The organism is Vibrio sp. 397, assembly GCF_033339395.1.
In the GTDB taxonomy this organism is placed as follows: Bacteria; Pseudomonadota; Gammaproteobacteria; order Enterobacterales; family Vibrionaceae; genus Vibrio; species Vibrio alginolyticus.
The window spans coordinates 66,498-90,830 of the sequence record NZ_JAWOUN010000001.1 but is presented as its reverse complement, the minus strand read 5'-3'; the positions used below and the strand labels follow the sequence as shown (position 1 = coordinate 90,830).

Here is a 24,333-nt window from a genome sequence, read left to right as displayed (position 1 = left end):
AACGGGACAATATTATTTACCGTTTTTCATCGTATTTCAATGAAAATGAACGTAATAAGTAAAAACCTATATCTTTATAAGATTTTCAAATATAAAACAAACAATTACAATCAAGTTTCTGCGATAAAAATCGTAACTAACCGCTTAAAAGCAATCGATTTCACTCTGTTTTAATTTCAACTCAATGTGACAATGTAACTATTTTCGTTCCAAATGTGAATAATAGATAATAAAAAGCCCCGTTAAATAACGAGGCTTTTACTTATGACTTGATTATTCCACTACTCTTTCGATGAGCAGTTGAGGTTTAAAAGTACTAGCTCTCGAAGTGCTACAGAGAACTTAGCAAATTCGTGTACTGAGCCAACTTTGAACTCGTTTAAGATACTCTCCCAGCGGTGCAACGATTGCTCGTTAGTTTCAATCCAATCTTCTAGCGCAGCCATCACGTCAAGCTCTTCGGTTGAGCAGCCACAAGTCAGTACCTGAGCGGTAAGTTGACGTTGTTGCCAGTCCAGATCTTCACGGAATGCCGCTCTAGCAAGTGCTTGCCAGTTGTTATCAACGGCTTGGCTATTAATTTGCTTCAAGAACCAATGCAACGATAAACGGTCACCCAAGTTAAAGTAGAGTTTCGATGCTTGCTCAACCGTTTTACCTGTTTCACTTGCTACTGATGAAATATCCAGTGCAGATTGTAAGCTTGATAAGCGGGCAACTTGGTGAGCGAGTTTCTCTTCAACCCCTTTCTCTATCCAACCTTGAGCCAACTCATTGTGTTCTTCAACTTCAGACTCAACTAACATAGTGTCTAGGGTTTCAGTGATAACATTGACATCTTGCTTGTAGATAGCAATCAACTCACCGACCGTGCATTTGCCGCTACGGTTACGAAGCAACCAGCGTGCAATTCGACGCAGTGCTCGGCGCACGTAAAACATAATTTCGTATTGAGCTTGCGCTGTCGCAACGTTATCAAGTTTGCGAGTTTGCTTGAGGATTGCTTCTAAATCAAAGATTTCTCTAGCTGCACTGTAAGCGTTGGCAATATCGACAACACTTGCACCAGTTTCTTCTTGCAAACGAGTAACGAAGTTACAGCCCATTTCATTAACCATCTGGTTAGCCAATGCTGTAGCGATAATTTCAGCTCGCAGTGGGTGATTAACCATTTGATCTTTATAGTTACGTCGTAACGCACTTGGAAAATATTCAACAAGTTGTTTTGCATGGAATTCATCATTTGCGATTTCATCCGTAACAAGTTGCTGTTTAAGTACCATTTTACCGTAGGCAACTAACACTGATAGCTCAGGGCGAGTCAGACCTAGTCCCTGTTTTTCACGCTCGATTAGCGTTTCATCATCAGGGATGTATTCGAGAGCACGATCCAAGTACCCTGCTTTCTCCATAGTGTGGATGAATCGAATTTGCTCCTTAACAATGCCAACACCTTGCTGTTCAGTAACAGAGATCGACTCCGACTGACGGTAAGCATCATCCAAGACAATTTCACCCACTTCGTCTTCCATAGACTCTAGAATTTGGTTACGTTGCTTAACCGTAAGATCGCCATTTGAAACCAGTCCATTGAGGAAGATCTTGATGTTGACTTCATTATCCGAACAGTCAACGCCACCTACGTTATCAACGAAGTCCGTGTTCACTCGACCGCCAGTTAGTGCGTATTCGATACGACCAAGCTGAGTCATACCCAAGTTACCACCTTCGCCAACCACTTTGGCTCTTAAGTCACGGCCGTCAATGCGCAGCATGTCGTTAGCACGGTCGCCAACATCTGTATGAGTTTCTGTTGATGATTTAACGTAAGTGCCGATACCACCATTCCAAAGCAGATCGACTTTCATTTTCAAGATCATCTTTATCAGATCGTTAGGCGCTAAAGATGCTTTCTTCGTACCTAACATTTTCTGAATTTCTGGCGTCAACTGGATCGATTTTGATCGACGAGAGAAGATGCCACCACCTTGAGAGATCAAGTCTTTGTTGTAATCTTCCCAGCTTGATCTTGGCAGATTAAACAAGCGGTTACGCTCTTCCCAGCTGCTGGCTGAATCTGGATTTGGATCAATAAAGATATGCATGTGGTTAAACGCAGCTTGCAATCGAATATGCTTCGATAACAGCATACCGTTACCGAACACGTCACCTGCCATATCACCTACACCGATTGCAGTAAAATCAGTGGTCTGACAGTTGATGCCCATTTCACGGAAGTGACGTTTAACAGATTCCCAACCACCTTTTGCGGTGATACCCATTGCTTTGTGATCGTAACCGTTTGAACCACCTGAAGCGAATGCGTCACCTAGCCAGAAGTTGTATTCTGCAGAAACAGAGTTTGCCAAATCTGAGAAGGTTGCTGTGCCTTTATCGGCAGCCACTACTAGATATGGGTCATCTTCATCGTGACGAACAACGTTTTGTGGTGGTACCACCTCTCCTTCAATGATGTTATCTGACACATCTAGCAGTGCACGGATAAAGCGTTTGTAACAACGCTGACCTTCCGCAAAAATTTCATCACGAGTGGTGAGAGATGGCTGGCGTTTACAAACGAAGCCGCCTTTTGCACCAACTGGTACAATTACAGTGTTCTTAACCTGTTGCGCTTTTACTAAGCCAAGAATCTCCGTACGGAAGTCTTCTTGACGATCTGACCAACGCAAACCACCACGAGCCACTTTTCCACCACGAAGGTGAACACCTTCAATATCTGGTGCGTAAACAAAGATCTCGAATGCAGGTACAGGCTGCGGAATCTCAGGAATATCGCTTGGCTTCATTTTCAAAGATAACCAAGGCTTAGGCTGCTTATTCTCGTCTACTTGGTAGTAGTTGGTACGAAGCGTCGCCATGATCATTTCAATATAACGACGAATAATACGATCATCATCCAAGCTCTCTACACGATCCAACTGCTCTGTTAGCTTTTTAATTAGATCGTTTTGGCCTTTCTCGCTGCCTTTGTGTTTCGGATCAAATCGCTTGGTGAACAGCTTGACTAGACCTGTCGCTAAGTCTGGGTAGTGGCTTAGCGTGTCTTCGATGTACTGCTGACTGAATGGGAAGCCGACTTGGCGCATGTATCGTGCGTAAGCGCGAAGAATGGAAATCTCACGGCCAGATAAAGACGCACCTAATAACAATCGGTTGAAACCATCACTTTCAAGATTACCCGCCCAAATGGCAGCAAATGCTTGTTGGAAACGATCACGAGCTTCACGAAGGTCAACGGTTTTCTCGCTCTTATGCAGCATAGAGAAGTCAAGGATCCAGAAAGTCTGCCCGTTGTTTTTCTCGATCTCATATGGCGATTCGCCAATCACACGCAAACCAAGGTTTTCCAACATCGGCATTACGTCAGAAAGGTGAATTGGTTCATCGCGATGGTATAACTTTAAGCGGACAGCTTTGGAATCTGCACCCTCTTCTTGAGGTCGGTAGAACAACATGCCAAGTTTATTATCATCACTTAACGCTTCTAAGCGCTCGATATCTGCAACCGCAGAACCTGGCATCATGTCCTCTTTGTATGAGCGAGGGAACGCACTCATATATTCTTTTGAAAGAGGAAGGCCTTTGCTTTCACCAAAGTTAGCAATGATGGATTCTTTTAGTCTGTCATCCCAAGAGGTAGAAACTTCCATTAGATTTTGCTCGATCTTTTTCACGTCTACGTCAATGTTGTTATTGTCTACACGAACAATGTAATGTGTTCTCGCTAGTGGGCTTTCTGAGAAGTACGTTGTAAATTCAACCTCTTGCTCGCAACCAAAGTACTGCTTAAGAATGCGTTGAGTTTGACGACGCAATTCTGTGTTGTAACGATCTTTAGTGACATAAACCATGCAACTGAAGAAACGACCAAATGGGTCTTTACGAACAAACAAACGCAGCAAGTCACGATCTTGCATTTGTACAACACCCATTCCTACCTCAAGCAGCTCTTCTTCATTAGCTTGAAGCAACTCGTCGCGTGGGTAGTTTTCTAAGATATTGTGCAATGCTTTGTATGAGTATGATCCGTGACGGTATCCACTTGCTTCAAGGATACGGTCAACTTTTTCGCGGATCAAAGGAATACTTTGTACCGCTTGGTTGTAAACGGCGGAGGTATATAAACCAGTAAAGCGATGCTCACCTATTACTTTACCGTTTTCATCAAACTTCTTAATACCGATGTAATCAGTATAAGCCGGACGGTGGATACGAGATGCTTTGTTACCTTTGGTGATGATCAGAGCGTATGGTTTTTTCGCTTCTAATCGCGCTGAATCTGATAATTCAGAGAGCTTGACGCTACGCACGCGCTTGTCATCAGCAAACAGACCTAGTCCTTTTTCTTTAGCAGGAACAAGTTCGGTATCACCATTGACCTCTTTTAAGTCATAATCTTTATAACCCATAAAGGTAAAGTTATGATCTTCTAGCCAACGAAGAAATGCGATCGTTTCATCCATACGATCCGTTTGGATAGAAACACGATCTTTATTTTTCTCAAGTTCATCAGTAACAAACTTAAGCTTATCAACCATCTGCTTCCAGTCATCAACGACTAAGCGAGTATCAGATAGAATTCTTAACAGCTCTTCTTTAAGCGCTTGCATCTCGTCTTTACTAGTAAGGCGGTCTACCTCTATGTGGAAAAGTGATTGAAGAACACCACCCTCACCGTTTACGTCTGTAACTTGGCCTTTTTTATCACGCTGAATCTGTGTTGGGTTATTCAACATTAGGTGACAAACAAGATCCAAACGTGCTAAAGCCATTTTGACTGAGTCCACTAAGAATGGACTATCTGGAACAACAATTTCTACGATTGTGTGTGTGGATTGCCAGCCTTGACGACTTACGGTCGGGTTAAATACTCGAACCGAAATCTCTTCTGGTTTTTTTTCATTGATATGGTGCCAAAGGCTAACGACAGCACCATAAAGGTCGGATTCGTTTCGCTGAATTAGATCATCATCAGCAATGTTACTGAATAAGTGTTGAGCAAGTTTAGTTACAAGCGTTTGGTGAGAAAGCTCGAGTTTGTCTTGAATCAGTTGGTAAACCTTTTCAAGCAGAACCGGCACTACATTTTCACGCGCGGTCATATTCACACTCCACATTAGAATTGTTGTTTTGTAGGGGGACTTAGTAGCTAGGTTGTTACCTTAGAAACTAAGCATAGGTAATGCATGTGCCCATTGTAAAAGCATAATTACAAATGTTTAACAACTAATCGTAGTGGTAAGAGGTGAAATGTCCGATTCTGTGACTAAGATTCCTATTTAACTCTCTGCAAATACAATACATCACAGAGTTTCTAACTTAAGAAACTTATTATTTTGGTCAGTTGTTAGTCTAAACTGGCCTCTAACGCCCAATTGACTAAGAAATGGTCTAAATCTCGCGGCGGGTAACTGCAAACGCAAACCGTTGTGTGTGACAACTTGAACAACACTTGCCGCACCAGAATAATGAGATAAAAACGTTTGATATGAAATGTTGAGATTGAAGTAGTAATAGTTCATGAAGTGAAAACTAAGTGACATAAACAAATAAGGTGGCCTTAATGACCACCCTATTGTGTTGTTTACTATTCGTCTAGTGCTTTAGTCACTTTTTCGAATAGATCTTTAGCAAGATTATCCATTGCTTTGAGCTTTTCAAGTTCTGCACGAATCATTGCTTGGCGAGCTTCATCGTATTTACGGAACTTAAGCAAAGGATCAATCATTCGAGAAGCTACTTGTGGGTTCGAATCATTTAGTTGGCGAAGAATTTCACCGGCAAACTGGTAACCTACACCGGATTTATCATGGAAACGTACAGGGTTCGCACTTAAGAACGAGCCAATTAAGCTGCGCGTACGGTTCGGATTTTTCAAACTAAATGCTTCGTGGTTCATGGTTGCTTTTACTTTTTCAAGAGCATCCTCTGCAGGATTGCTACCTTGCAGTGCAAACCACTTATCCATAACCAAACCATCGTGCTTCCATTTATCGCTGTAATCAGCCATAAGTGCTTCACGACACTCTAGCTGAGCGTTATTTGCAGCACTCATCGCAGCAATCGTATCTGTCATGTTATTTGCAGATGCGTACTGCGCGTTGACTAAATCATTACCTTTTTCCGTATGTGCAAGGTACTGAAGGCAACGGTTACGTAAAGCACGCTTGCCAATAGCAGCATGGTCGATCGTATACTCTGTTTGCTTAAGCGTGTGATAAGTCGCACTTAGCTCATCTTCTAACTCGTTGGAAAGTGACACTGTAATGCTGTTTAGCACTTTGTCTACGGCATCGATATCAATTTGCTGGTACCAACCAGTAATCTCATTGATTGAAGGCATAGAGAAAACTTGAGCAATGAAAGCTGGCTCAAGCGTTTCATCCAACAGCACACCGCGGAAAGCATCTATCACACCTTCAGAAAGCGATACTTCTTGTCCCGCTTGAACGTTTTTCACATTCTGACGAATGTATTTAGCCAATAGCATTTGGCTAGCGTCCCATCGAGCAAAATCGTTCGTTGCGTGCTTCATCAAGAAGACTAACTCGTCATCGCTGTAATCGTATTCTAATTTGACTGGTGCCGAGAATTCACGCAACAAAGATGGCACTGGCTGTTCTTCGACATTTTCAAATACGAACGTTTGCTTATCTTGTTTAATATCCAGCACGTTATGAACAGATTCACCGTTACTCATCAATGGGATAACTTGACCTTTCGAATCATACAACTCGATATCGAACGGGATATGCAGCGCTTGTTTTTCTGCTTGGTCTTGCGTCGGCTCCGTAAATTGCTCTACCGTTAGTGCGTAAGTTTTTGCATCAGCGTTGTATTCGCTATTTACGCGCAGCGTTGGTGTACCCGATTGGCTGTACCACAGACGGAACTGTTTTAAATCAACACCGGTGGCATCTTCCATTGCAGAAACAAAGTCTTCACACGTCGCGGCGGTACCATCGTGACGTTCAAAATAAAGTTTCATTCCTCTTTGGAAGCCCTCTTCGCCAAGGAGTGTATGGTACATACGAATAACTTCGCTGCCCTTTTCATACACCGTTAGCGTGTAGAAGTTATTCATCTCAATGACTTTGTCAGGACGAATCGGGTGAGACATTGGGCTTGCATCTTCCGCAAATTGAGGACCACGAATAATACGTACGTTATCAATACGGTTATCAGCACGAGAGCCTAAGTCAGAAGAGAATTCTTGGTCACGGAATACGGTTAAGCCTTCTTTTAGACTTAGTTGGAACCAGTCACGACAAGTGACACGGTTTCCAGTCCAATTGTGGAAGTACTCATGACCGATCACAGCTTCGATGCCTAAATAATCACGATCTGTCGCAGTTTGATCGTTCGCCAGCACATATTTTGAGTTAAAAATGTTCAAGCCTTTGTTTTCCATTGCACCCATGTTGAAGAAATCAACAATTAGTAAAAAATAGGAGTCAAGATCGTACTCTAGACCGAACCTATCTTCGTCCCACTTCATTGCTGCTTTCAGACAGTTCATAGCATGGTGGCTTTTCTCTACTGCTTCAGGCGTACCGAATATCTTCAAGGCAACTTCACGACCACTCATAGTAACGAACGTATCTTCTAGAGCAGCTAGATCACCTGCTACCAATGCGAACAAGTAAGAAGGTTTCTTAACGTGATCATGATAGGTAACGCTGTGTCGTCCACCTTCTAGATCGGCTTCCCCTTTAGGATTACCGTTACTTAGTAGAACAGGAAACTTCTCTTTATCCGCAATGATTGTACAAGTGTACGTAGCGAGAACGTCTGGACGGTCTAGGAAGTAAGTTATCTTTCTAAAACCTTCAGCTTCACATTGAGTACAGTAAACGCCTTCCGCTAGGTAAAGACCATCTAATGATGTGTTGTTATTTGGGTCTATACGTACAACTGTAGTTACCGTGAAGAGATCACTTGTAGGTTGAAGCTTTAAGGTTTCTTTACCTAGTTCGTAGCGAGTTTCGTCTAGCTTCTCTCCGTCTAACTCAACGGACAATAGCTCTAACTCGACTCCATCTAGAACCAATGGAGGAAGACCTTTACCTTCCTTATTGTTTAGCTTTACGTCTAACTTAGAGGTTACTTCCGTGTAGTCCTCGCGAATATCAACCGTAAGGTCTATAGCCTCGATGGTATAGTCTGGTTTCTTATAATCGTGACGGTATAACGTTTGGGGTGTATTTAATTCCATTTTATCCCTTTGAGTGTGTATCTGTGACTTTATGAAAATAAAAAAGAGGGAGCATGAAGCCCCCTCGTGTAGTTATGCTAACGCTAATTTGATTGCTGACAAGAACTCTTTTCCTCGTTTCGTGAGGTATGCCCTACGAACCCTGTAGTCTGATTCGTCGTGTTCTAATCTAATGAGGTCTAAACCCGCTTGTTTTGGCGAGAAGCGATCACCTAGCTTTCTCAAGTTTCTGCTTATAGTTGATTTAGGCATATCAAGTTCAGTTACCAAGTCCCCAGCAGCCAAACCTTCTTTCTGAGCTATTACAATGAAAATAGCTAAACCGTTAGGAGTAGAATCAGGAATATATTCTCTAAGAACTGCTGAAAGCTTTAATCCTCTGTTTAATTCTACTTGCATCTAATTGTCCTTCAGTATCAAACCTATCTAGTTCTTTGTGTGAGCATCCTGCGAACAAAGAACCTTTAAAGTGTATAAGGCACTCGACTATCCCAAGTTGCCATAAATCTACGAAAAATTCTTTCAAATCGTTTGGTACAAAATACCAAAACCTAACCACATTTAGAGACTCAATACCTAATAGTTCTTCTTTTTCACACTGAGGAAGGATGGTCTCTACAACAAGTTCCGTTACGTCGTTATTTAACATTATACAACCTTTTAAGACAAGTCCTCAAAGAGATCGTATGGATGCTAAGTGATCAAATATACATACGCAAGAAATAGCATTGAGACAGAGATCACACTTTTGGTGCAACTAGTCTAAAATTAAGCAATTTCTAAAATTCACTATCTGAATAAAATGCATACAGTTGTTATCAAATTAGTTAATAATAGCGCACTTGCATTTGTGGATAACTTTGTGTGTAACACTGTGGATTCTTCTTGAATAAGTTTGGATTAATTCAGCATCGTTAACTGATAACACATAGGTTTTCCGTGAATTGCGCCCCTTAAAGAGAAAACATAAAAAACAAAACACAAAGAAATAAACATATAATTTTTTAATAAGGGACAGGTTTTTCTATTGTTTTTTCTTCTCATATTCGTATAATAACTCGCATCTAAAGACATACACACAGTGAGTGAGCTAATCATGTTCATTCACGAATTGAGAAATTTATCTATGAGTGGGCTATCAACCCTCTTGTAGTAGGATTTCTGGAAGGCACTGTATTAGGGTGACACGTGGAAATAACCAATACCACGGAGAGTTGTGTGTGTATGTGACTCTGATTGAGATACCCCTAGTCAGTGCCTTTCTTCGTTATGGGATACACACACCATGCGTCTAACTCAACTAACACCATCAGAATCAGCAGTATTCGAACAAATCCAATTCCTAGACAACCACTTCAAGACTAAGTTCGGTCTAGAATGCTTTAGCCAATCTATCCAGCAATTCATCAACTTCTTTGCAGACAAGCAAGGTTACACTCGTCGTACTATCCAGAACGCTCTACGTAAGCTTGAGTCACTAGGTCTAATCTCAATTGCTTACAACCAAGGCTTCAAAGGTGCGAACCTTTACTATGTGAACCTAGAGAAACTAGAAGAACTACGTAAAGCCTCTCTAGACGCTTCTACAAAGGCTTGTGATAAGGTTAAAGCAGTATTCCAAAAGTTCCTAAACATCGCTGTAAACGCAGGTAAAGAGCCTGTAGAAAACGTTGAGGAAGGCGTAGAGTTTAACGCTGAAGAGTCTTACTACCACGACCTAGCTATCAACGAAATGTTAGCTGAAGAAGGTATCCCTATGAGCTTCTATGGGGAGGACGGTTATGGGGAGGACTCTCTATGATCATCAAAATGACCTCTGCCCTAGCCTGTATGATTTCCGTTGTGTTGTCCGTTATGATCTTGTCTTCACTAGGTCACGGTTACATGGCTGTAGTGTTTGGTTTAACCGCCTTAGTTATTGAGGTAACGAAATACTCAGCGTTCCTCTCTAAGACAATCACGGGAGCTTTCCTTTGCGTTGTTCTTAGCGTCGTATCAATCGGTGCATCTATCGGTTCTCTTCAGAACGGTATGCAGGACACACAAAACACGGTTGAACAATACGAGAATAAGGTGAAGACCTTAAAGAGTAACATAGAGGCTCTAGAAGCAGCGAGAACGGCTTATATCTCTGAAGGATACATCACTAAGTCTCTTACTCTTAACGATGAAATTGAAACGTTACAGCGTGACTTATTGGTGCTTGAAAAGCCTACCCTAAGTGCTTCTTATGGGATGGTACAGACAATCTCTCAAGTAACCGGAGTGAGTGTCGTAGCGGCTAGTAACTGGCTTTATATCTTGATTGCTGTAGTAGTTGATGTGTGTGCTTTCTTCCTCTTGTCGATGGAGTTTAAGAAAGAAACTGTGAGGGAATACGAAGAGGTGATCGAGACGAGAACTGAACGAGTCGTAGAGGCTGAATCAGTGAATCAGGAGGATTGTAGGATTCGTGAGTTGTCTGAGTCTGGTATGTCTCAACGTTTAATCGCTAAGGAACTAGGCATTAGCCAATCAACGGTATGTAGAAGACTCAAGGAAATCAAAGCGTGATAAAAAAGGGAGTCATTATGACTCCCTATAATACCAATGTGTAGTGGCTCGCGCTCGGTTGATATGTATCTATATCAAATCGCTTATTCTGATCATCTCAATGTTATCTTTTTCAACTCCCAAATCTATCACCTTGAAGAAGTTAGTTGTTTTTTCGTCTTCAGTAAAATATGACACAGCCCACTTAGCTGCTCTAGGTAAGCTTTTCGCCAACCTAATAAAGTAAGGTAAATCCACATCAGACAGGCTATGACCTAATACATAAACCTTTTCAACACTGTGGAGTGAGTTGAAGAAGTCTTCATTCTCTTCCAATATTTTTTCTGTGTTTTTGAATGAAGATAAATAGTACTCTCTTAAGGTCTGCGCACCATCATTGTAAGCCGTCATAGTAAGATCCGACTCGCAAGAAAGCCAACCATCCTCAACAAAAACCCCATTATTATCCATGTTGGAAGCATAATTACTGAACTCTATTTCAGAAGGGTTTACGCCATGACCTAATACAATATCTTCATTGTCCTTATGTACATTACCGTGTATATAAAGAATATCCGCCTCGTTGACAGAATATAATTTTTCTAAGGTCGAAGTATAGTTGAAGCTTATAAACTTAGAATCTTTGATAATTATATTTATTTTTTTCTCTTGCTCCCCTTTAGTATCAGCATCTTTAATAAACTCTATAAAGCTCGTCTTTAATTTGGAGGTTATTGAATTCACAAAGTTATTGATTTCAATATCAAAAGCACCCGTATCTCTATCTTTAAAGTCAGCACTAAAGAAAGGTAAATAGTCACTAAGATCGTCAATTACTTTTTCAGAATCTAAGTTAGAAAGGCTTTCTTCGAAGTGATTCCAAAGGTCTTCATCTCTATCATAACTAAAGAAGTTATTAATAAAATTATCATAAGAGACTCTGTTGTTTTCTTTTAAGTAATCTTTAAAAAGCAGGTACTTAGTAGGAAGCTCGTGATGTATATCAAAGCCATTCCCGATAACATAAAGACGTTGCATTATTGCCTCATTATTCTTATAAATATAAACGTTTAACGCTTAACATACTTTCTTTTTAGTAGCGTCATTTTCCACTTCCATCCGATTCATAACTTGATTAAATGAATCTGAATTTCAGTATAAAACAACGCTACACTATTGCAAAAAGTTGACTATCAAGTCGAACTAGTACGACCAAATCATACGATCAGGACGCATATCTAAATGAATGAATCGGTGATCACCTTTCTGATTCACACCAATACCTTTAATGCCTAGTTTCATTGCCAGCTCTAAGACCTTATGAGCAACCTCACGTGATACTTTGAGATCAATAGCTGCTTTGTTGTGCCAACCTGCTTTTACTTTCTTTCGTTCTATTGGATGGTTTTCGCAGCGATAAGCGGAGGATACTGGAAGAGGTACTTTGAGGAAGTCCCTCATGAACTGGACGATGTTCATCAACTCGATGAACTCAGGGTTTGGGTTAGTTTGACCGCAACCACAACGGCATTTCAATTCGTTGTCAGAAAAGTTTTTCCAACGTGACATAAACCTCCTTAGCGTGTTTCTGTACGCATGTAATAGCAGTGGCTACCATGCTCATCTGGCATATCTGGATTGATACAACCAACCATCACTACCCCTAAGTGTTTATCTATTGGTGAAGTCTTTGTGCGTCCATAACGCATCACGAAATAAACCTTGTCGTAGTCTGGATGGATCTTTAGCCATTGCTTGATGTATAGAGTGATTAATGGGTCATAGTCTTCTATGAGAGGGATATGGGCGAAATCGTTGATGGTTCTCTTGTTGGTATCGAGACCTAGATAACCTACGATGTTTCCATCTGATTTCTTGATGAGATACTTAACGTCACAGAAAGGGTCTCCACTGATACTCTTCACGTGATTGATGTAATCTCTAAAGTAGCTCTCTCCCATAGGTAGATTCTTGATTGATTCGTAGAGTGAATCAGCGATTTCGAGGTCAGATTCAGTGGCTAATTCGACTCTGTAATCCTTACTGAGCCATTCACTGCCAATAGCCTGACCTTCTTCAAATTGACGAATAGCTAGGATGTTTGCCATTAGACCTCCCCGAAGTATCGAAGGATTTCACGGTAACAATGAAGCTTAGGAATGTTGGGACGATTCATTGGCATGATTCCCTTCTTGTCAAAGAAGAAGCCGCCCCCATGAGTCAAGTGATTCACCTTAGCGAGATCACCAATTAGGTTTAGTGATTCGATATAGTCACGATTAACTTGACGCATAACGTCACTGAAAAGCAGATCGTTAACGTGCTTTAAGTCCTTAACGTTTCCTAGCTGCCACTCAGGGTCTAAACAATCGGGAACACCTAGAGTGATGTTACCGTCTGCATTGATACAGTAGTCGTTGTTAATGACTGTCAGATCGAACTCGTTAGATAGAGGTCTTCCCTTACCTGTCATAACGAAACGAGCGTCATTGTACGTTGAGAACTTAGCACCATTAGGATTAGCCTCGATGTACTCAAACAGCTTACAAACCTCACGACCAAACAAAGTCATTAACTCACTGTTCGCGTAAATATCGAACTGAACAGCAAAGCGTTTAACACCTGCTTCTGAGACCTGCTTATAGCAATCAATGAGACTCTTATAGTTACTCTCACTCATTGTCATAGAGGCATAGGTGATTGCATCAGAATAAGTAGTAAGCTTCTCTAAGGCGCGCTTGCTTCCTTTCTTTCCGTTACCTAGACCATCGTAACTAAAAACAATCTGGCACTTATTACGCTTGAAGAGATCAACCCATTCATCATCGAGTAGAAGTCCATTCGTGTAGATTCGAGAGTTAACCAAAAGGTGTTCTTGTTGGTTGATATGTGAGAAGGCTTCTTCAAACCATCCCTTGCCAGCCATTAGAGGCTCACCACCTAGAAACACCATGTAGACAGAACGAAAACCTAGAGAGGCGTTGAGCAGTCTCTTAACGGTATCCGTTGAGGCTACTTGTTTTCTCATGTTGGTTTCTGCTGTCATGCAGTAGTCACAAGCCAAGAAACAATCGTTAGTCACTTGAACTTGGTAAGATACGTTGTCGTAATACAAGACGACCTCCTTTAATTATTCGTTTGGTAGAGGGTATCTTTCTTTGATTTCAGCTACTTTAGCGATCCAAGGCTGTAGAGCCTCTTCCTCTGTCTTACGACCTGTAGCTATATCGAATTGAGCATCGAGATATAGAGGGTCAGCTTCTTGTTCGTAGGCTTCTTTGCGCCAACGTAGCGTATCCTCTATAGAAGGTTGAGCAGGTACTAAAGTACCCGTTGAGGGGTCATACATCATACCGCCTACTTCTTTGAGGCTAGTAGTTTCATAGATGTACCAATCATCCAAGTTTGAAGGAACGGGATAGATTTGATATTCGACAGGATTAGCCTTTGAGAAGTAGACAGTATGAACCTCCTTGTTTAGAAGAGATTCATACGTGTCTGCCATTAATTATCTCCCTGTTAGTTTCAGGATTTTACAAACGTAACCTTCAGAGTTACGGAAGATATTTGTGTCATAGCGATACTCAACGTAAGCTGCACTGTACGTTGCGAAGATCGTCCTTGCTTCATCTTCGTAAGCGTATAGGTCTACGTTCTCGTTCTTATCAGCTACAAACACAAAGCCCCATCTACGCCAATCGCCTTTATCCATACCTATGATTAGGTACAGACCTTCTCCCCATTCGTTAGTTACAGTGGTAGCGTAACCTTCCCAAACAACTTTATAGCTGTGAGGAAGATAACGACCACCTACAGCTTCCTCTACGTACTCAAGGACATCGAATGTTGCCGCTTGTGCGCGTAAAGTATCACCTGTTTCCATATGGGAAGTAAGAACACGAACTTTGTAGTTTTGAAGGTTTGTACCACCACTCACTTTGAAATCAGCAGGTACACTCTCTAGGTAGAAGTGCGCGTAGGTTTTACGCCAACCATAAGTACCAGTGTTGTACTTCTCGTTGTAAGTACCGTTACCTGATTGAGTCGTGTAGCTGATCTGCATGTAACCTAAGTCAGTTATTACACCATCATTAGTGTTAACCAAGTGGATACGTGGACTGTCTGTAGATGCTAGTGTCTTCTGAGCAGGAGCAGGTTCACCCCAGTTCGCTGATTGTTCGTTTTGGATCAATAGACCTTCAGAACTAAACAAGCGAGCTGTTAGAAGACCTACTTCACCAGTAGTGATGAACGCAGGTAGAGGGAAGTATTCAACCGTGTTGTTGATTATGTTGCTTCTATCTATCTTGATCTCACCGCCTCGTGCTGTTTCACCAACCCAAGAAACGATGTTAGAAGAGCTACCGATAGTATCTAGAACATCGGATTCAATACGACCTGCCTTCATGACAACCGAACCGTCATTCTCTACGTAGAACGTAGGGTTTCCGTTATCGTCATACGCAGCGAACTTGTAGCCTGTCTCACGCATTTCTGCACGAGCACCCGAAGATGAAGTACGTACTACTGCACCAGTAATCGTACCACCCTGCACTTCCGCACCGAATAACGCACTGGTTCCCGTGAAGGTTTCCGTGTTGATGTGCTTAGCGTTTAGCTGACCTACGTTAATGTTCGAGGCGTTAACCAGCGTACCATCGTAAACATCAGCTTGTACGTACTGAGCAGATACCTTACCTGCCGTGATGTTATCTGCATTTAGGTTCTTGATGTATTGACCTAGCGAGTTTTGTGTCTTCATTTGGTCACGTAGAGCGTCCAAATCAGGAGAAGACATAGGAGCCGGAGCATATACATCACTACTGCTTGAGTATGAAGAGACAAAGCTTTTGATACTACTGCTGTAGTAGATACCAGAACCACCGCCTGAAGGGTTCTCGCGCTCAACACCACCAAGGGACTGATCTGAACCCATATGATAAACCGCACCACCTCCACGCAGGAAGAACACCATTGCTTGTGAATGATTGTAGCGGTAACAGTGGGCGATCATGTTGGAATAAGCCTCACCGTACTCTAGGATTGTTGAGCGGTAACGAGCACCACCCCAACCACCAAAGTTACCTAACCACGTGAACATCAAGGCACCTTTATGGGTCGATGTGTTCCATGTATCAGGAGCAGTTTCGTTGTACCTACGCCAGATTTTAATTGTACGTAGTACGTCTTGGTGCCCTCCATGAACGATCACAGGGTAATAGGTATCAGCGTCCCCATTTACAACAATCTTTTTATAGAAAGAGAGACCACTAGAACCCGTGATATTACCTAGCTTTTCAGCCTGTGACGCAGGGATACGAGAGTCCACTTTTGATTGAGCACCTTCAGGAGTCTCCGCACCTACCTCTGCTGCCGTTAGGCTGTCCTTACTAGCTAACGCACCTGTAATCGGAGTGATAGTACACTCAGCGATTCGTAGGGTTCCCGTGTTACCTGTCCAGTTAAGGAACATGAGAGAAGCCCATTTAGCTGTGCTTGTAGGTGTGTAAGTGAACTCCTGATCAACCCACGCGGTAGACAATGCTTGGTTCTCATAGAAACCTGTAAGCTGTCGTGTCCCCTGTACACCGCCAGATTCAAACACCTCGTTACCTGAAATGAACTTAGCCGTTGCAGGTAATTCACTATCTAACTCTGCTACACGGAAGTAAACGCCAGAACCATTATTAGCACCTGAACGCCAACGTAATCGGATCTTATAACGTTGGTTAGGGTTTACAGGGAACGCGGTAAGCGCACCTGCTGTAGATGTATCGCTAGAGCTATAAATCACTAAGGCTTCTGGATGTGTTGAGTCATCAGATCGCGTAATGCTGCTAGGCGTAGCGTCACCGTAACAAGCATAAGCACCTAGAGGACGACCGTCTTTAGCATCCATGTAGAACCGAGGGTTAGCGAATAAACCCGTTGTAGGAGCAGTAAGACCTTCGTTAGATAGTCGAGGATCACTGATAGCATCTACAATAGCACCTGCACGAGCCTCATCAGCCAAGATAGCAGCACCCTCTAGAGGAACTAAAGAAATACCACTCACCTTAGCAGTCAGTCTACCAAGCCAAATAGATCCACCTAGAGGCTCACTAAAGGAGTAATCACGACGATAAATTTCAACTCCATTGATTTTCCAAATCATAGTCTTACCGTTATAGATAAGAGTGATTACGTCACCTGCCGCCCAAGTAGTCGTAAAGTAAGTCGTAGCGAATTGACGACAGTAAACCTTACCGTCACTTTCTACTCGGAAATGAGCGTTCAGAACACCTATGTTATCGCCTGTGATACGCTGATCGTCACACAAACCAAAGTTACCGTAGAGGTCTGCATCTTCGAGTTTAAGACTGAAAGCCACACCGCCTGCGTATTGCTCTACAGTGTGTACAGGAGAGCCGTTAGAGCTACCACCCTCGGTCTTGGTTACTGTTAAGCCTTTTACCTCTACTGCGTTACCTGCCGCTAAGCCGTTACGAGCTACTAAGGTTAGAGGCATTAGCTGTGAGACTTCATCACTAATGGTCTGGTTAACCTGATCGTAATCGACCACACCGTCCTCACCTTTATCACCCGTTAAGGCAATCGGGAAAGACCAGAACGTTAACTCTTCATCAATGGCTTTAGCTACTTTCTGACTCATCCAGTGAGCGTCTTGAGAGTCTTCACTCCAACCTTCGTTAGCCCAATTGTCTGTAGGCGTTGATGGACGGTTAGCTAGACCTACAGGATTCTTATGGTAGATCACAAAGACGCGCTCACCATCCTGACCATTATTACCGTCAATACCGGAGATACGATGGACATTACCAGGATTGCCTCCTACGCCATTAGTCACTAAACGTGTTTGACGATAAATATCAGTAGAGCGCATATCTTCACCCCACTGTGTCCATGAGGCATCAGGAGTAACCACCTGACCGTAACGGTATTGCTCATAGATAGTGTCACCGTCTTTACCGTCTTGACCATTCTGTCCGTTTTGACCGTCCTGTCCGTCCTTACCGTCTTGACCATCACGAACCTTATAGACGGATACCACATCAGTTACACCGTCACAACTAACTGTAACCGTTACTTGCTCGTGATTACCCATGTTTGAGTAAGACAAGACACGCTCGTTAGGGTTAGCAGTAGTGGTAAGAGCCACTGAAGGGTTAACTGTCCATGTAACATCCCCTGTTGTGTTTTGAGTAGACGCTGTGAACTTAATGGAATCACGCGAAGGCGTACCATACTTATCAATAGCGAATACTTGAGACTCAGAGATTAGACGGATTAACTTAGCGTCCATTGCACCGTTAAACGAAAGGACAATCTCAGGACTATAAGTAACTGAGTCACGCCCCATCGTATCGAAGTGAGCAATACGCATGTAGCGATCACTCTTATCTTCAGAGTCGAAGTTGTAAACGTAGAAAGACTCTTTACCTAGAACAGCGTGTAGGTTTGAATCGCTAGGAGTAAACCCACTAACTGAGGACACGAAGATTAACGTACCTTCAAAGTCTGGTTCGTTACGAGGCTCCCACTCAATCGTAGCGTTACCATTAGTGTTAGTCGTCTTGATACCTGTAGCCACTCCCAACTGATCGTTAGAGGCAACCAAGCTATTCTGAGCTGAAGTAACACCGTACTTGTCCACCATGACTACCGTAAGAGTGACCTCACGTTTAGCCGTACCAAACAACGCCTTGTTGTCTTCATAGAAGAAAGTGAACTGGTTAGTGGTTAACGTCTCGTTCACGTAGAGAACACCGTCAACGTGTAGCTGGACTCTGTAGTGTTTGAAAATATCAGCAACACGACCAGTAGAACCACCGCTTGTAGGTGACGTTGGGTCTGGCATGTTGTCTACTGTCACATCACTCATATCGTCCCAAGTGAAACGGAAGTGAGGCGTTGATGTATCAACCTTTAGGTTTGTAACAGCAGGTAATGTGTAGTTAGGAGCAACTTCAATAGAAGACAACTCAACCCACTCTGACGTGCCTAGAACCATATCGTATGTTCTTACACGGAAATCGTAAGTATCACCCTTTAGGTCATACATAGCGATATTGTCACCTTTATGCGCTGAACGATAACGAGTCCATTCAGTCTGTGTTGCAAGGCGGTATTCAATATCGTAAGCAGTGCTTGGAGTGAATGAACCGTGTTCCCAACGTAAAAGACCATAACCAGAAATAACGAACGCCTCTAGGTTGAACGTGAGGTTCTTAGGTGGCTGGATTTCATCTAATGGTCGAGGTCTTGGTAGGCTTGTAGCACCTCCTAAAGTACCTGTATAGATTGAATCGTCGTATTCAATCGCATTGATTCTCGCAATGTTGAATCGGTCAGAATCAGTAGAGATCTCTAGAGACAACACACGGAACTTCTTCTTATCAAAACCGTAAGCCTCGTTAGTAATCGAGATAACGCTCAACGGCTCTAACATAGGGAAATCGTGGAGGTCTAGATCAAAGGTTACTGTTGATTGGAAGTTAGCCTTGTTATAGATAACGTTGGTAATGTACTTAACACCGTTGTTAACAACACCACCCTCACTTTCGAAAGCGTCACGAGAGTAAGGCATCTTGATAGACTTGGTGATCACCTCGCCATCTTGAAGAACCCTTTCGTCTGTAGTGACATCAGCAGGGATAATGAAGTCGTCGTCGTTATCTCGGTTAATCTCTGATTTGAACGTGGTACTAACTACGTTGTAGTAATCTGAAGTAGCTGCTGGACTCACACGCAACGAGTCCTTAACGATTAAGTCGTCGTTTAAGTCGTATAGAGTTACTAGCTCCTGTTCCTCTACTAAAAACTTGATTTTACCGTTCGAGATAACCAACGAACCGCCACAACAAATAAGCATGTCCTGAAGGATTTCAGCGAATGAATCATCTGCACGAATCGCTGAATTGATTTCAAGACCGTTAGCATCACAGAAACTCGCAGCGTAAGCGAACGAAGCTTCGTCAATGTATTCTGGCTTAATACCCATACCGTAGTATGTGGAAGTCAGATAGTCATAAACCGCTAGAGCTACGTTAGAGCTTTTACCTGTCCATGTTGTAGGGACTTCGAAGTCGTTATCTGCTTCACGGGGATCGTAAACCGCACCGCCTGTCACAAGTGCAGTAATGTTGTAGCGGTCACTGAAGAAGACGTAATCTTGGTCTGTGGTGTAATCCGCAAAGATTACGATATGAGGTACTTTTGAACCTTTATGATCTGTCGTCCATTCACCGTCACTGTTATCCACCGCTAGTTGAGCGGCTACTTGATTCTCGTGACCTGAACGCCATTGCATCTGGAATTTATCAGATTTACGGTAACGGGGACGCATCTGTCCAGAGTTGAAGATACCTGAAGAGGCATCGTAAGGTGATGAATTGTAGGAAAGGTTTTGTTCAAACATACGAACATCATCAATCCAAACATTGTGTAGTGTTAGCTCACCGATACCGCCCACTGAGAAAACATCAAGGCGGTAAGATCTGTCACGGTCTAGAACGTTAGAGTAAACAGAGGTACAACCTACGATTGCCGTACCGTACACGCGATTTCGAGGTGACTGTGTACCGTTCTTTGTGATCTTCGTACCTGCGTTACTACTTTTCTTGTCTAAGTCCGGTGTCATCGTCATTGCGTACACCGCCGTACCAACCGAGACAGCCACAGAAATCCAAGCTGCTACTGCTGTTACTGTTGCCACTAATTAAATCTCCTTTCTATAAACTAAGTAGTCCTCCTTCGAATAAAACTCAGGAGAAACAAAACCAAAAACGTCACCTTCAATTACGCCAAACCATTTATTACCTAAGCTGATATATAAGTTGTGCTGACCTTTAAACGCTATTACGTCTAGAGGTCTTTGATAGCCTTGAGGTATTTCTTTGAAGCTTTCGTTTTTCTGTAAATATTCAAGCATTGAGCGAACGCCATATACTTTCTTAGAGACTCTTACACCGCCTCTAATAGTCGTATATCGACCTTTCATTTTGTTGTAGTTTTCTTCATCGAATAATTTAAGGATGAGAAGGTTACAATCCCTCTCACCTCTAATATGTTCTTTGCCTTTATGTTCTTCGATTATTTCCTTAGCTTTTTCAAACATTATTAATCTCTCCAATTCTCTTCACCTAGTGAGGTATCTGCTGTGTACTGGAAGAATTTATCGTTAGGATGTAAAGATTGGTGATGAGCTAATGAAGTAGTCATTAATTGGTTATTTAGTTCTAGGTTTTTAAACGCTGATTGAGTTTCAAAAGCAACGGTAATAGAACCTGTAGACTCATCAAATTCAGTTACGGGAGTCATTGCGAATCCACGATGATAATATTTAGCTGAACTAACTACGTTTGTATTTTCTGGTAACGTTGCTAGTAAAACGTCAACAGGAGCGTTACGAAAACCATGACGTTCAATAATTGCTTGGTACGCTTGGTTAATACCTGATAGCGTTATTTCAAGACCATCAGTAATTAATTCATACGTACTTTCTGTCTTACCTATAGAAAGGAGATCACCCGCAGCAGACCACGTAACACCTGCATGTTCTACATCGAAAGGTGCGCTTGTGAGTCTTACTGGCGTGATTTCCCCATTAGAGTGATCTTTGTAACGTAGCTCTACAAGTAAGATCTGCTGCTGTGACATATAGTTACTCCTTATTTCAATGATTCAGACCAAGAAATAGTTGCGGAGGCGAGCTGACCGTTGCCCTCGTGTTCAATCGTTGTTTCGTTCCCGTCTAATAACGCTGTGATAATGGGAGCTTTGAAGTTTGCTTGTTCGAGGTTCACATGGTCAGTGCGTAACGCAGGAATGATCGTGTAGTTACCGTCACCCCCTACGTCTTCCACAACCGTGTATAGCTTTGAATCGTTAGGTAAATTGAAGACTGAGCCTGCTGTGATAGCAGTGCCGTTGTATGTGAATGAAATTGTGGTATTGCCCGTTGAGTGATTACCGTTGAGGTAAGGCTCTACCGCTAGTTGAGGATTTGAGTAAGCACCCCCTAGAGGAAGTGCGAACTCGTTAAGTTTCCCTTTAAGGCTGGCTAGAAAACCGTTTAAACGCCTCACGTTCTCATAGCCATAAGCACGCAGCGTGATACTTCCTTTAAACCACTGAACGCCTGAATCTCTTCGATATTGGATACCCGAAATAGACTCAGTGGAATAAACCCGATGATAGTTAGTGATTGAAACATCAGTGATCATCAACTGCGTAGGAATGGTCTTCACCATGAATAGACCTCCTAGTTACGTAGTGGACGTTTCTTCTGTTCTTTTCTCACGAGAGCGGCGATAGTTGATTGCTGTTTTGCCAAGGCTTGAGCCATGACTTTCTCATCCACGAGGTTTGCACCCATGTTGATCGTGGAGTTGATAATCGTCCCACCGCCCTGACCTTCGTTTTGTTTGTTTACAGCGTCGATGTACTCGCCTACACGGTCTTTAGGGATAACGATCTCACCACCTTCCATGTAGTAAGTACCGTCACGTGGAATCTGACCGCCATTGTGGAACTGACCTTGTACGCCTTGGATGCCTGCTATAGCTGAACCTACAGCAGCCGCAGCTTGAGCCGATTGGAACACCTTCTCGTACCAAGTGGCTTTAGAAGCCCAAACTTGAGCAACCGCTTGATACTGAGCAATAAGAGTTTCACTAAGAGCTACACCTTTAGTTAGAGCGAACGCTGCCTTAGCCATTGTTTTACTTTCATTGAAGAAGTAACTCATACCATCAAGAACTTGTGCGTACTTAGTTGTCTCAATAGCGATTTCGTTATGAGCGCGCTGTAACGCTAAGTTCTCAAGTAATTTTGAGTGTTCTTCTTTAGTAATTAACTCATTCTTTAGCTGTTCGTCGTAATCTAACTTCTGTAACTCGTAGTTATATTTGGCTTCCATTCGAGAGTTGTTATAAAACTCTTTAGCCATACGGAGACGAGCATTTAAATAAGAGCGTTCATCTTTTAGTTTTTCGTCTTTATCTTTACGCTCTTGTTCTCTTTCCTCATCAGCTATTTTCTTTTTAAGCTGTTTCTCTGTCTCGGAAATTGACTTTAAAGCATTGTTCGCGTCTTTAATACGCTGCTGTAGAGCTTCCCTATTACCATCAGTCAGCTTAATAGTTTCGTAATATTCTTTAGCTGCTTTAATTTTTGCTTTCTGAACTTGAAGTTCTCTTAAAGCTGCCTTTGAGCTTAAATCCTGTGTTTCTTTCAGTTGCTCAATAATGGCAACACCTTCACGAATATTATCGTTTAATACCTGACGAGCTTCCGATTGATTGTTTATTTCTGTAGTAGCTTCTTTCGGTACGGTATAACTAACGCTGCTAATCTCTTCAATTAGACCTGAAATATAACCAGAATTGACCTCTTTATTTAATTCGTCTCTCTTACGTTTTAAGTCGTCTAATTTTTCGTTAAGGTTCTCAACGTCAAGACCGAAAATAGCACTTGAACGTAAACCAGAGGACTTTTTACTTTGAGTGATTCTTTCCTCAATATCTGAGATTTTCTTCTCAACCTCAATCAAATCAATTAGAGCTTGATCTTTAAGGTCACTTAGGAAGCTAGAATCAATCTTCCCTAGAAGAAGCATCACCTTGTAAACAAACTTCTGAATCTGAACAGTAGCGGTCTGAATAACCTCTAAGATATTCGTTGCGATCTGCTTACTCAGCTTGAAGATCACACCACCTGCTGTCTCGCCCTCATCGACCATACCCTTGAAGGTACGTACCGCTTCATCAAAGACGGACGTTAAGGTCTTACTGAAGAGAGCCATTGTCGTGTAGGCAATCTCACGAACGATAATGTTCAAACGATGGAACGACTCATACATTTCGTTCACACGTCCGATGTACTTACCACTTGTACCTGCGCCTAAACTGTCAGCTTCATTAACGAAGTCTGAAAGCGTCCTACCGCTACGTGACATCGTTGTAGACAGTCGATACATACTGTCGTTGACCTCATCAGCCCAAAACTTAGCTGTGCTGGCATCCATGCGAGAGATCGTTTCTTGGAACCTAGAGAACTGTTGAACAGGGTCTAGCTTCATCCAATCTTCAGCACTCTCACCGATACTCAGAAAGAAATCGACTAGAGCACCACCGCCTGAAGCAGCGTCAACCACACGAACGTTCAAGTCCTTTAGGGCATCAGCTAGGTACTCGTTCTCAAGACCTAAGCTGTTTGTAACGTGAGTTAGCTTTGAGTATTCCTCAACGGTCATCCCTGCCGTTGTAGCCATACGTTGCATTTCACGTTGGTTCTCATAAAGCGTATAACCAAGCGTACCTAACGCAGCCGTTGTACCAGTACCAACAAGACCTAAGCGAGTTAAAGAACCTGACAGGTTACGGATTGAACCTGCCATAGTCCCAACCTTACTGTTGAAGCATGAGATATTCTTCATCATCTTCTTGAGAGAGGCTTTAAAGCTTTTCTGCGCTTGTTCTGTCTGTTGGATTAGTTTGGCTGCGTTGGCACTCATGGCAATGTTGACGTTACCGATAGTAACGTTTCTTCCTGCCATCAAGCCT

Annotated in this window: 16 protein-coding genes; 2 read left to right on the top strand and 14 right to left on the bottom strand. The window is 42.5% G+C overall.

The annotated features are described in order from the left end of the window. Positions 1-281: 281 nt before the first annotated feature. From R7P36_RS00435 to R7P36_RS00420, 4 genes are all read right to left on the bottom strand, one after another. On the bottom strand, positions 282-5,123 hold the full coding sequence (locus R7P36_RS00435; RefSeq protein ID WP_086046766.1) for an NAD-glutamate dehydrogenase: 4,842 nt from the start codon (positions 5,121-5,123) through the stop codon (positions 282-284). A 201-nt stretch (positions 5,124-5,324) separates the two neighbouring features. Next, a complete protein-coding gene (locus R7P36_RS00430) occupies positions 5,325-5,543 on the bottom strand; it encodes a DUF2835 domain-containing protein (RefSeq protein WP_005377440.1) in 219 nt (72 codons plus the stop codon). A gap of 65 nt (positions 5,544-5,608) precedes the next feature. Continuing rightward, complete coding sequence (pepN, locus tag R7P36_RS00425; RefSeq protein WP_318121982.1) at positions 5,609-8,236, bottom strand: aminopeptidase N; 2,628 nt, start codon at positions 8,234-8,236, stop codon at positions 5,609-5,611. Between the two features lie 72 nt (positions 8,237-8,308). Next, the gene (locus R7P36_RS00420) at positions 8,309-8,635 is read right to left on the bottom strand and encodes a MarR family transcriptional regulator (protein WP_153645931.1); all 327 of its coding nucleotides are present in this window, start codon (positions 8,633-8,635) and stop codon (positions 8,309-8,311) included. A gap of 886 nt (positions 8,636-9,521) precedes the next feature. Between R7P36_RS00420 and R7P36_RS00415 the strand changes: the two genes are divergently transcribed. Both R7P36_RS00415 and R7P36_RS00410 read left to right on the top strand, forming a co-directional pair. Then, on the top strand, positions 9,522-10,037 hold the full coding sequence (locus R7P36_RS00415; RefSeq protein ID WP_258517090.1) for a hypothetical protein: 516 nt from the start codon (positions 9,522-9,524) through the stop codon (positions 10,035-10,037). Continuing rightward, on the top strand, positions 10,034-10,789 hold the full coding sequence (locus R7P36_RS00410; RefSeq protein ID WP_318121979.1) for a hypothetical protein: 756 nt from the start codon (positions 10,034-10,036) through the stop codon (positions 10,787-10,789). The genes R7P36_RS00415 and R7P36_RS00410 overlap by 4 nt, the downstream gene beginning before the upstream one ends. Positions 10,790-10,858: 69 nt before the next feature. Here R7P36_RS00410 and R7P36_RS00405 read toward each other — a convergent pair whose 3' ends face one another. The 10 genes from R7P36_RS00405 to R7P36_RS00360 all read right to left on the bottom strand — a co-directional run bounded on the left by R7P36_RS00405 (position 10,859) and on the right by R7P36_RS00360 (position 24,326). Next, positions 10,859-11,806, bottom strand: a complete 948-nt coding sequence (locus R7P36_RS00405) for a bacteriophage abortive infection AbiH family protein (protein WP_318121978.1) — start codon at positions 11,804-11,806, stop codon at positions 10,859-10,861. Between the two features lie 165 nt (positions 11,807-11,971). Then, the gene (locus R7P36_RS00400; RefSeq protein WP_079380211.1) at positions 11,972-12,337 is read right to left on the bottom strand and encodes a D-Ala-D-Ala carboxypeptidase family metallohydrolase; all 366 of its coding nucleotides are present in this window, start codon (positions 12,335-12,337) and stop codon (positions 11,972-11,974) included. A gap of 8 nt (positions 12,338-12,345) precedes the next feature. Next, complete coding sequence (locus R7P36_RS00395) at positions 12,346-12,876, bottom strand: hypothetical protein (RefSeq protein ID WP_065870674.1); 531 nt, start codon at positions 12,874-12,876, stop codon at positions 12,346-12,348. Continuing rightward, entirely contained in the window at positions 12,876-13,883 is a 1,008-nt protein-coding gene (locus R7P36_RS00390) for a radical SAM protein (protein WP_159408380.1), read from the bottom strand. The genes R7P36_RS00395 and R7P36_RS00390 overlap by 1 nt, the downstream gene beginning before the upstream one ends. Positions 13,884-13,898: 15 nt before the next feature. Further along, positions 13,899-14,273 (bottom strand): hypothetical protein, encoded by a 375-nt coding sequence (locus tag R7P36_RS00385; RefSeq protein WP_029848922.1) that lies wholly within the window; start codon positions 14,271-14,273, stop codon positions 13,899-13,901. A 3-nt stretch (positions 14,274-14,276) separates the two neighbouring features. Next, positions 14,277-20,483: a fibronectin type III domain-containing protein gene (locus tag R7P36_RS00380; RefSeq protein ID WP_318121974.1), complete on the bottom strand. Its 6,207-nt coding sequence runs from the start codon at positions 20,481-20,483 to the stop codon at positions 14,277-14,279. 3 nt (positions 20,484-20,486) lie between these two features. Continuing rightward, entirely contained in the window at positions 20,487-20,885 is a 399-nt protein-coding gene (locus R7P36_RS00375; protein WP_005490225.1) for a DUF6950 family protein, read from the bottom strand. A gap of 2 nt (positions 20,886-20,887) precedes the next feature. Continuing rightward, a complete protein-coding gene (locus R7P36_RS00370; protein ID WP_005490060.1) occupies positions 20,888-21,427 on the bottom strand; it encodes a hypothetical protein in 540 nt (179 codons plus the stop codon). Between the two features lie 11 nt (positions 21,428-21,438). Beyond that, positions 21,439-22,020, bottom strand: coding sequence for a hypothetical protein (locus R7P36_RS00365; protein WP_029860508.1), 582 nt, complete (start codon positions 22,018-22,020; stop codon positions 21,439-21,441). An 11-nt stretch (positions 22,021-22,031) separates the two neighbouring features. Beyond that, the gene (locus R7P36_RS00360) at positions 22,032-24,326 is read right to left on the bottom strand and encodes a phage tail tape measure protein (protein ID WP_318121972.1); all 2,295 of its coding nucleotides are present in this window, start codon (positions 24,324-24,326) and stop codon (positions 22,032-22,034) included. Positions 24,327-24,333: the final 7 nt, after the last annotated feature.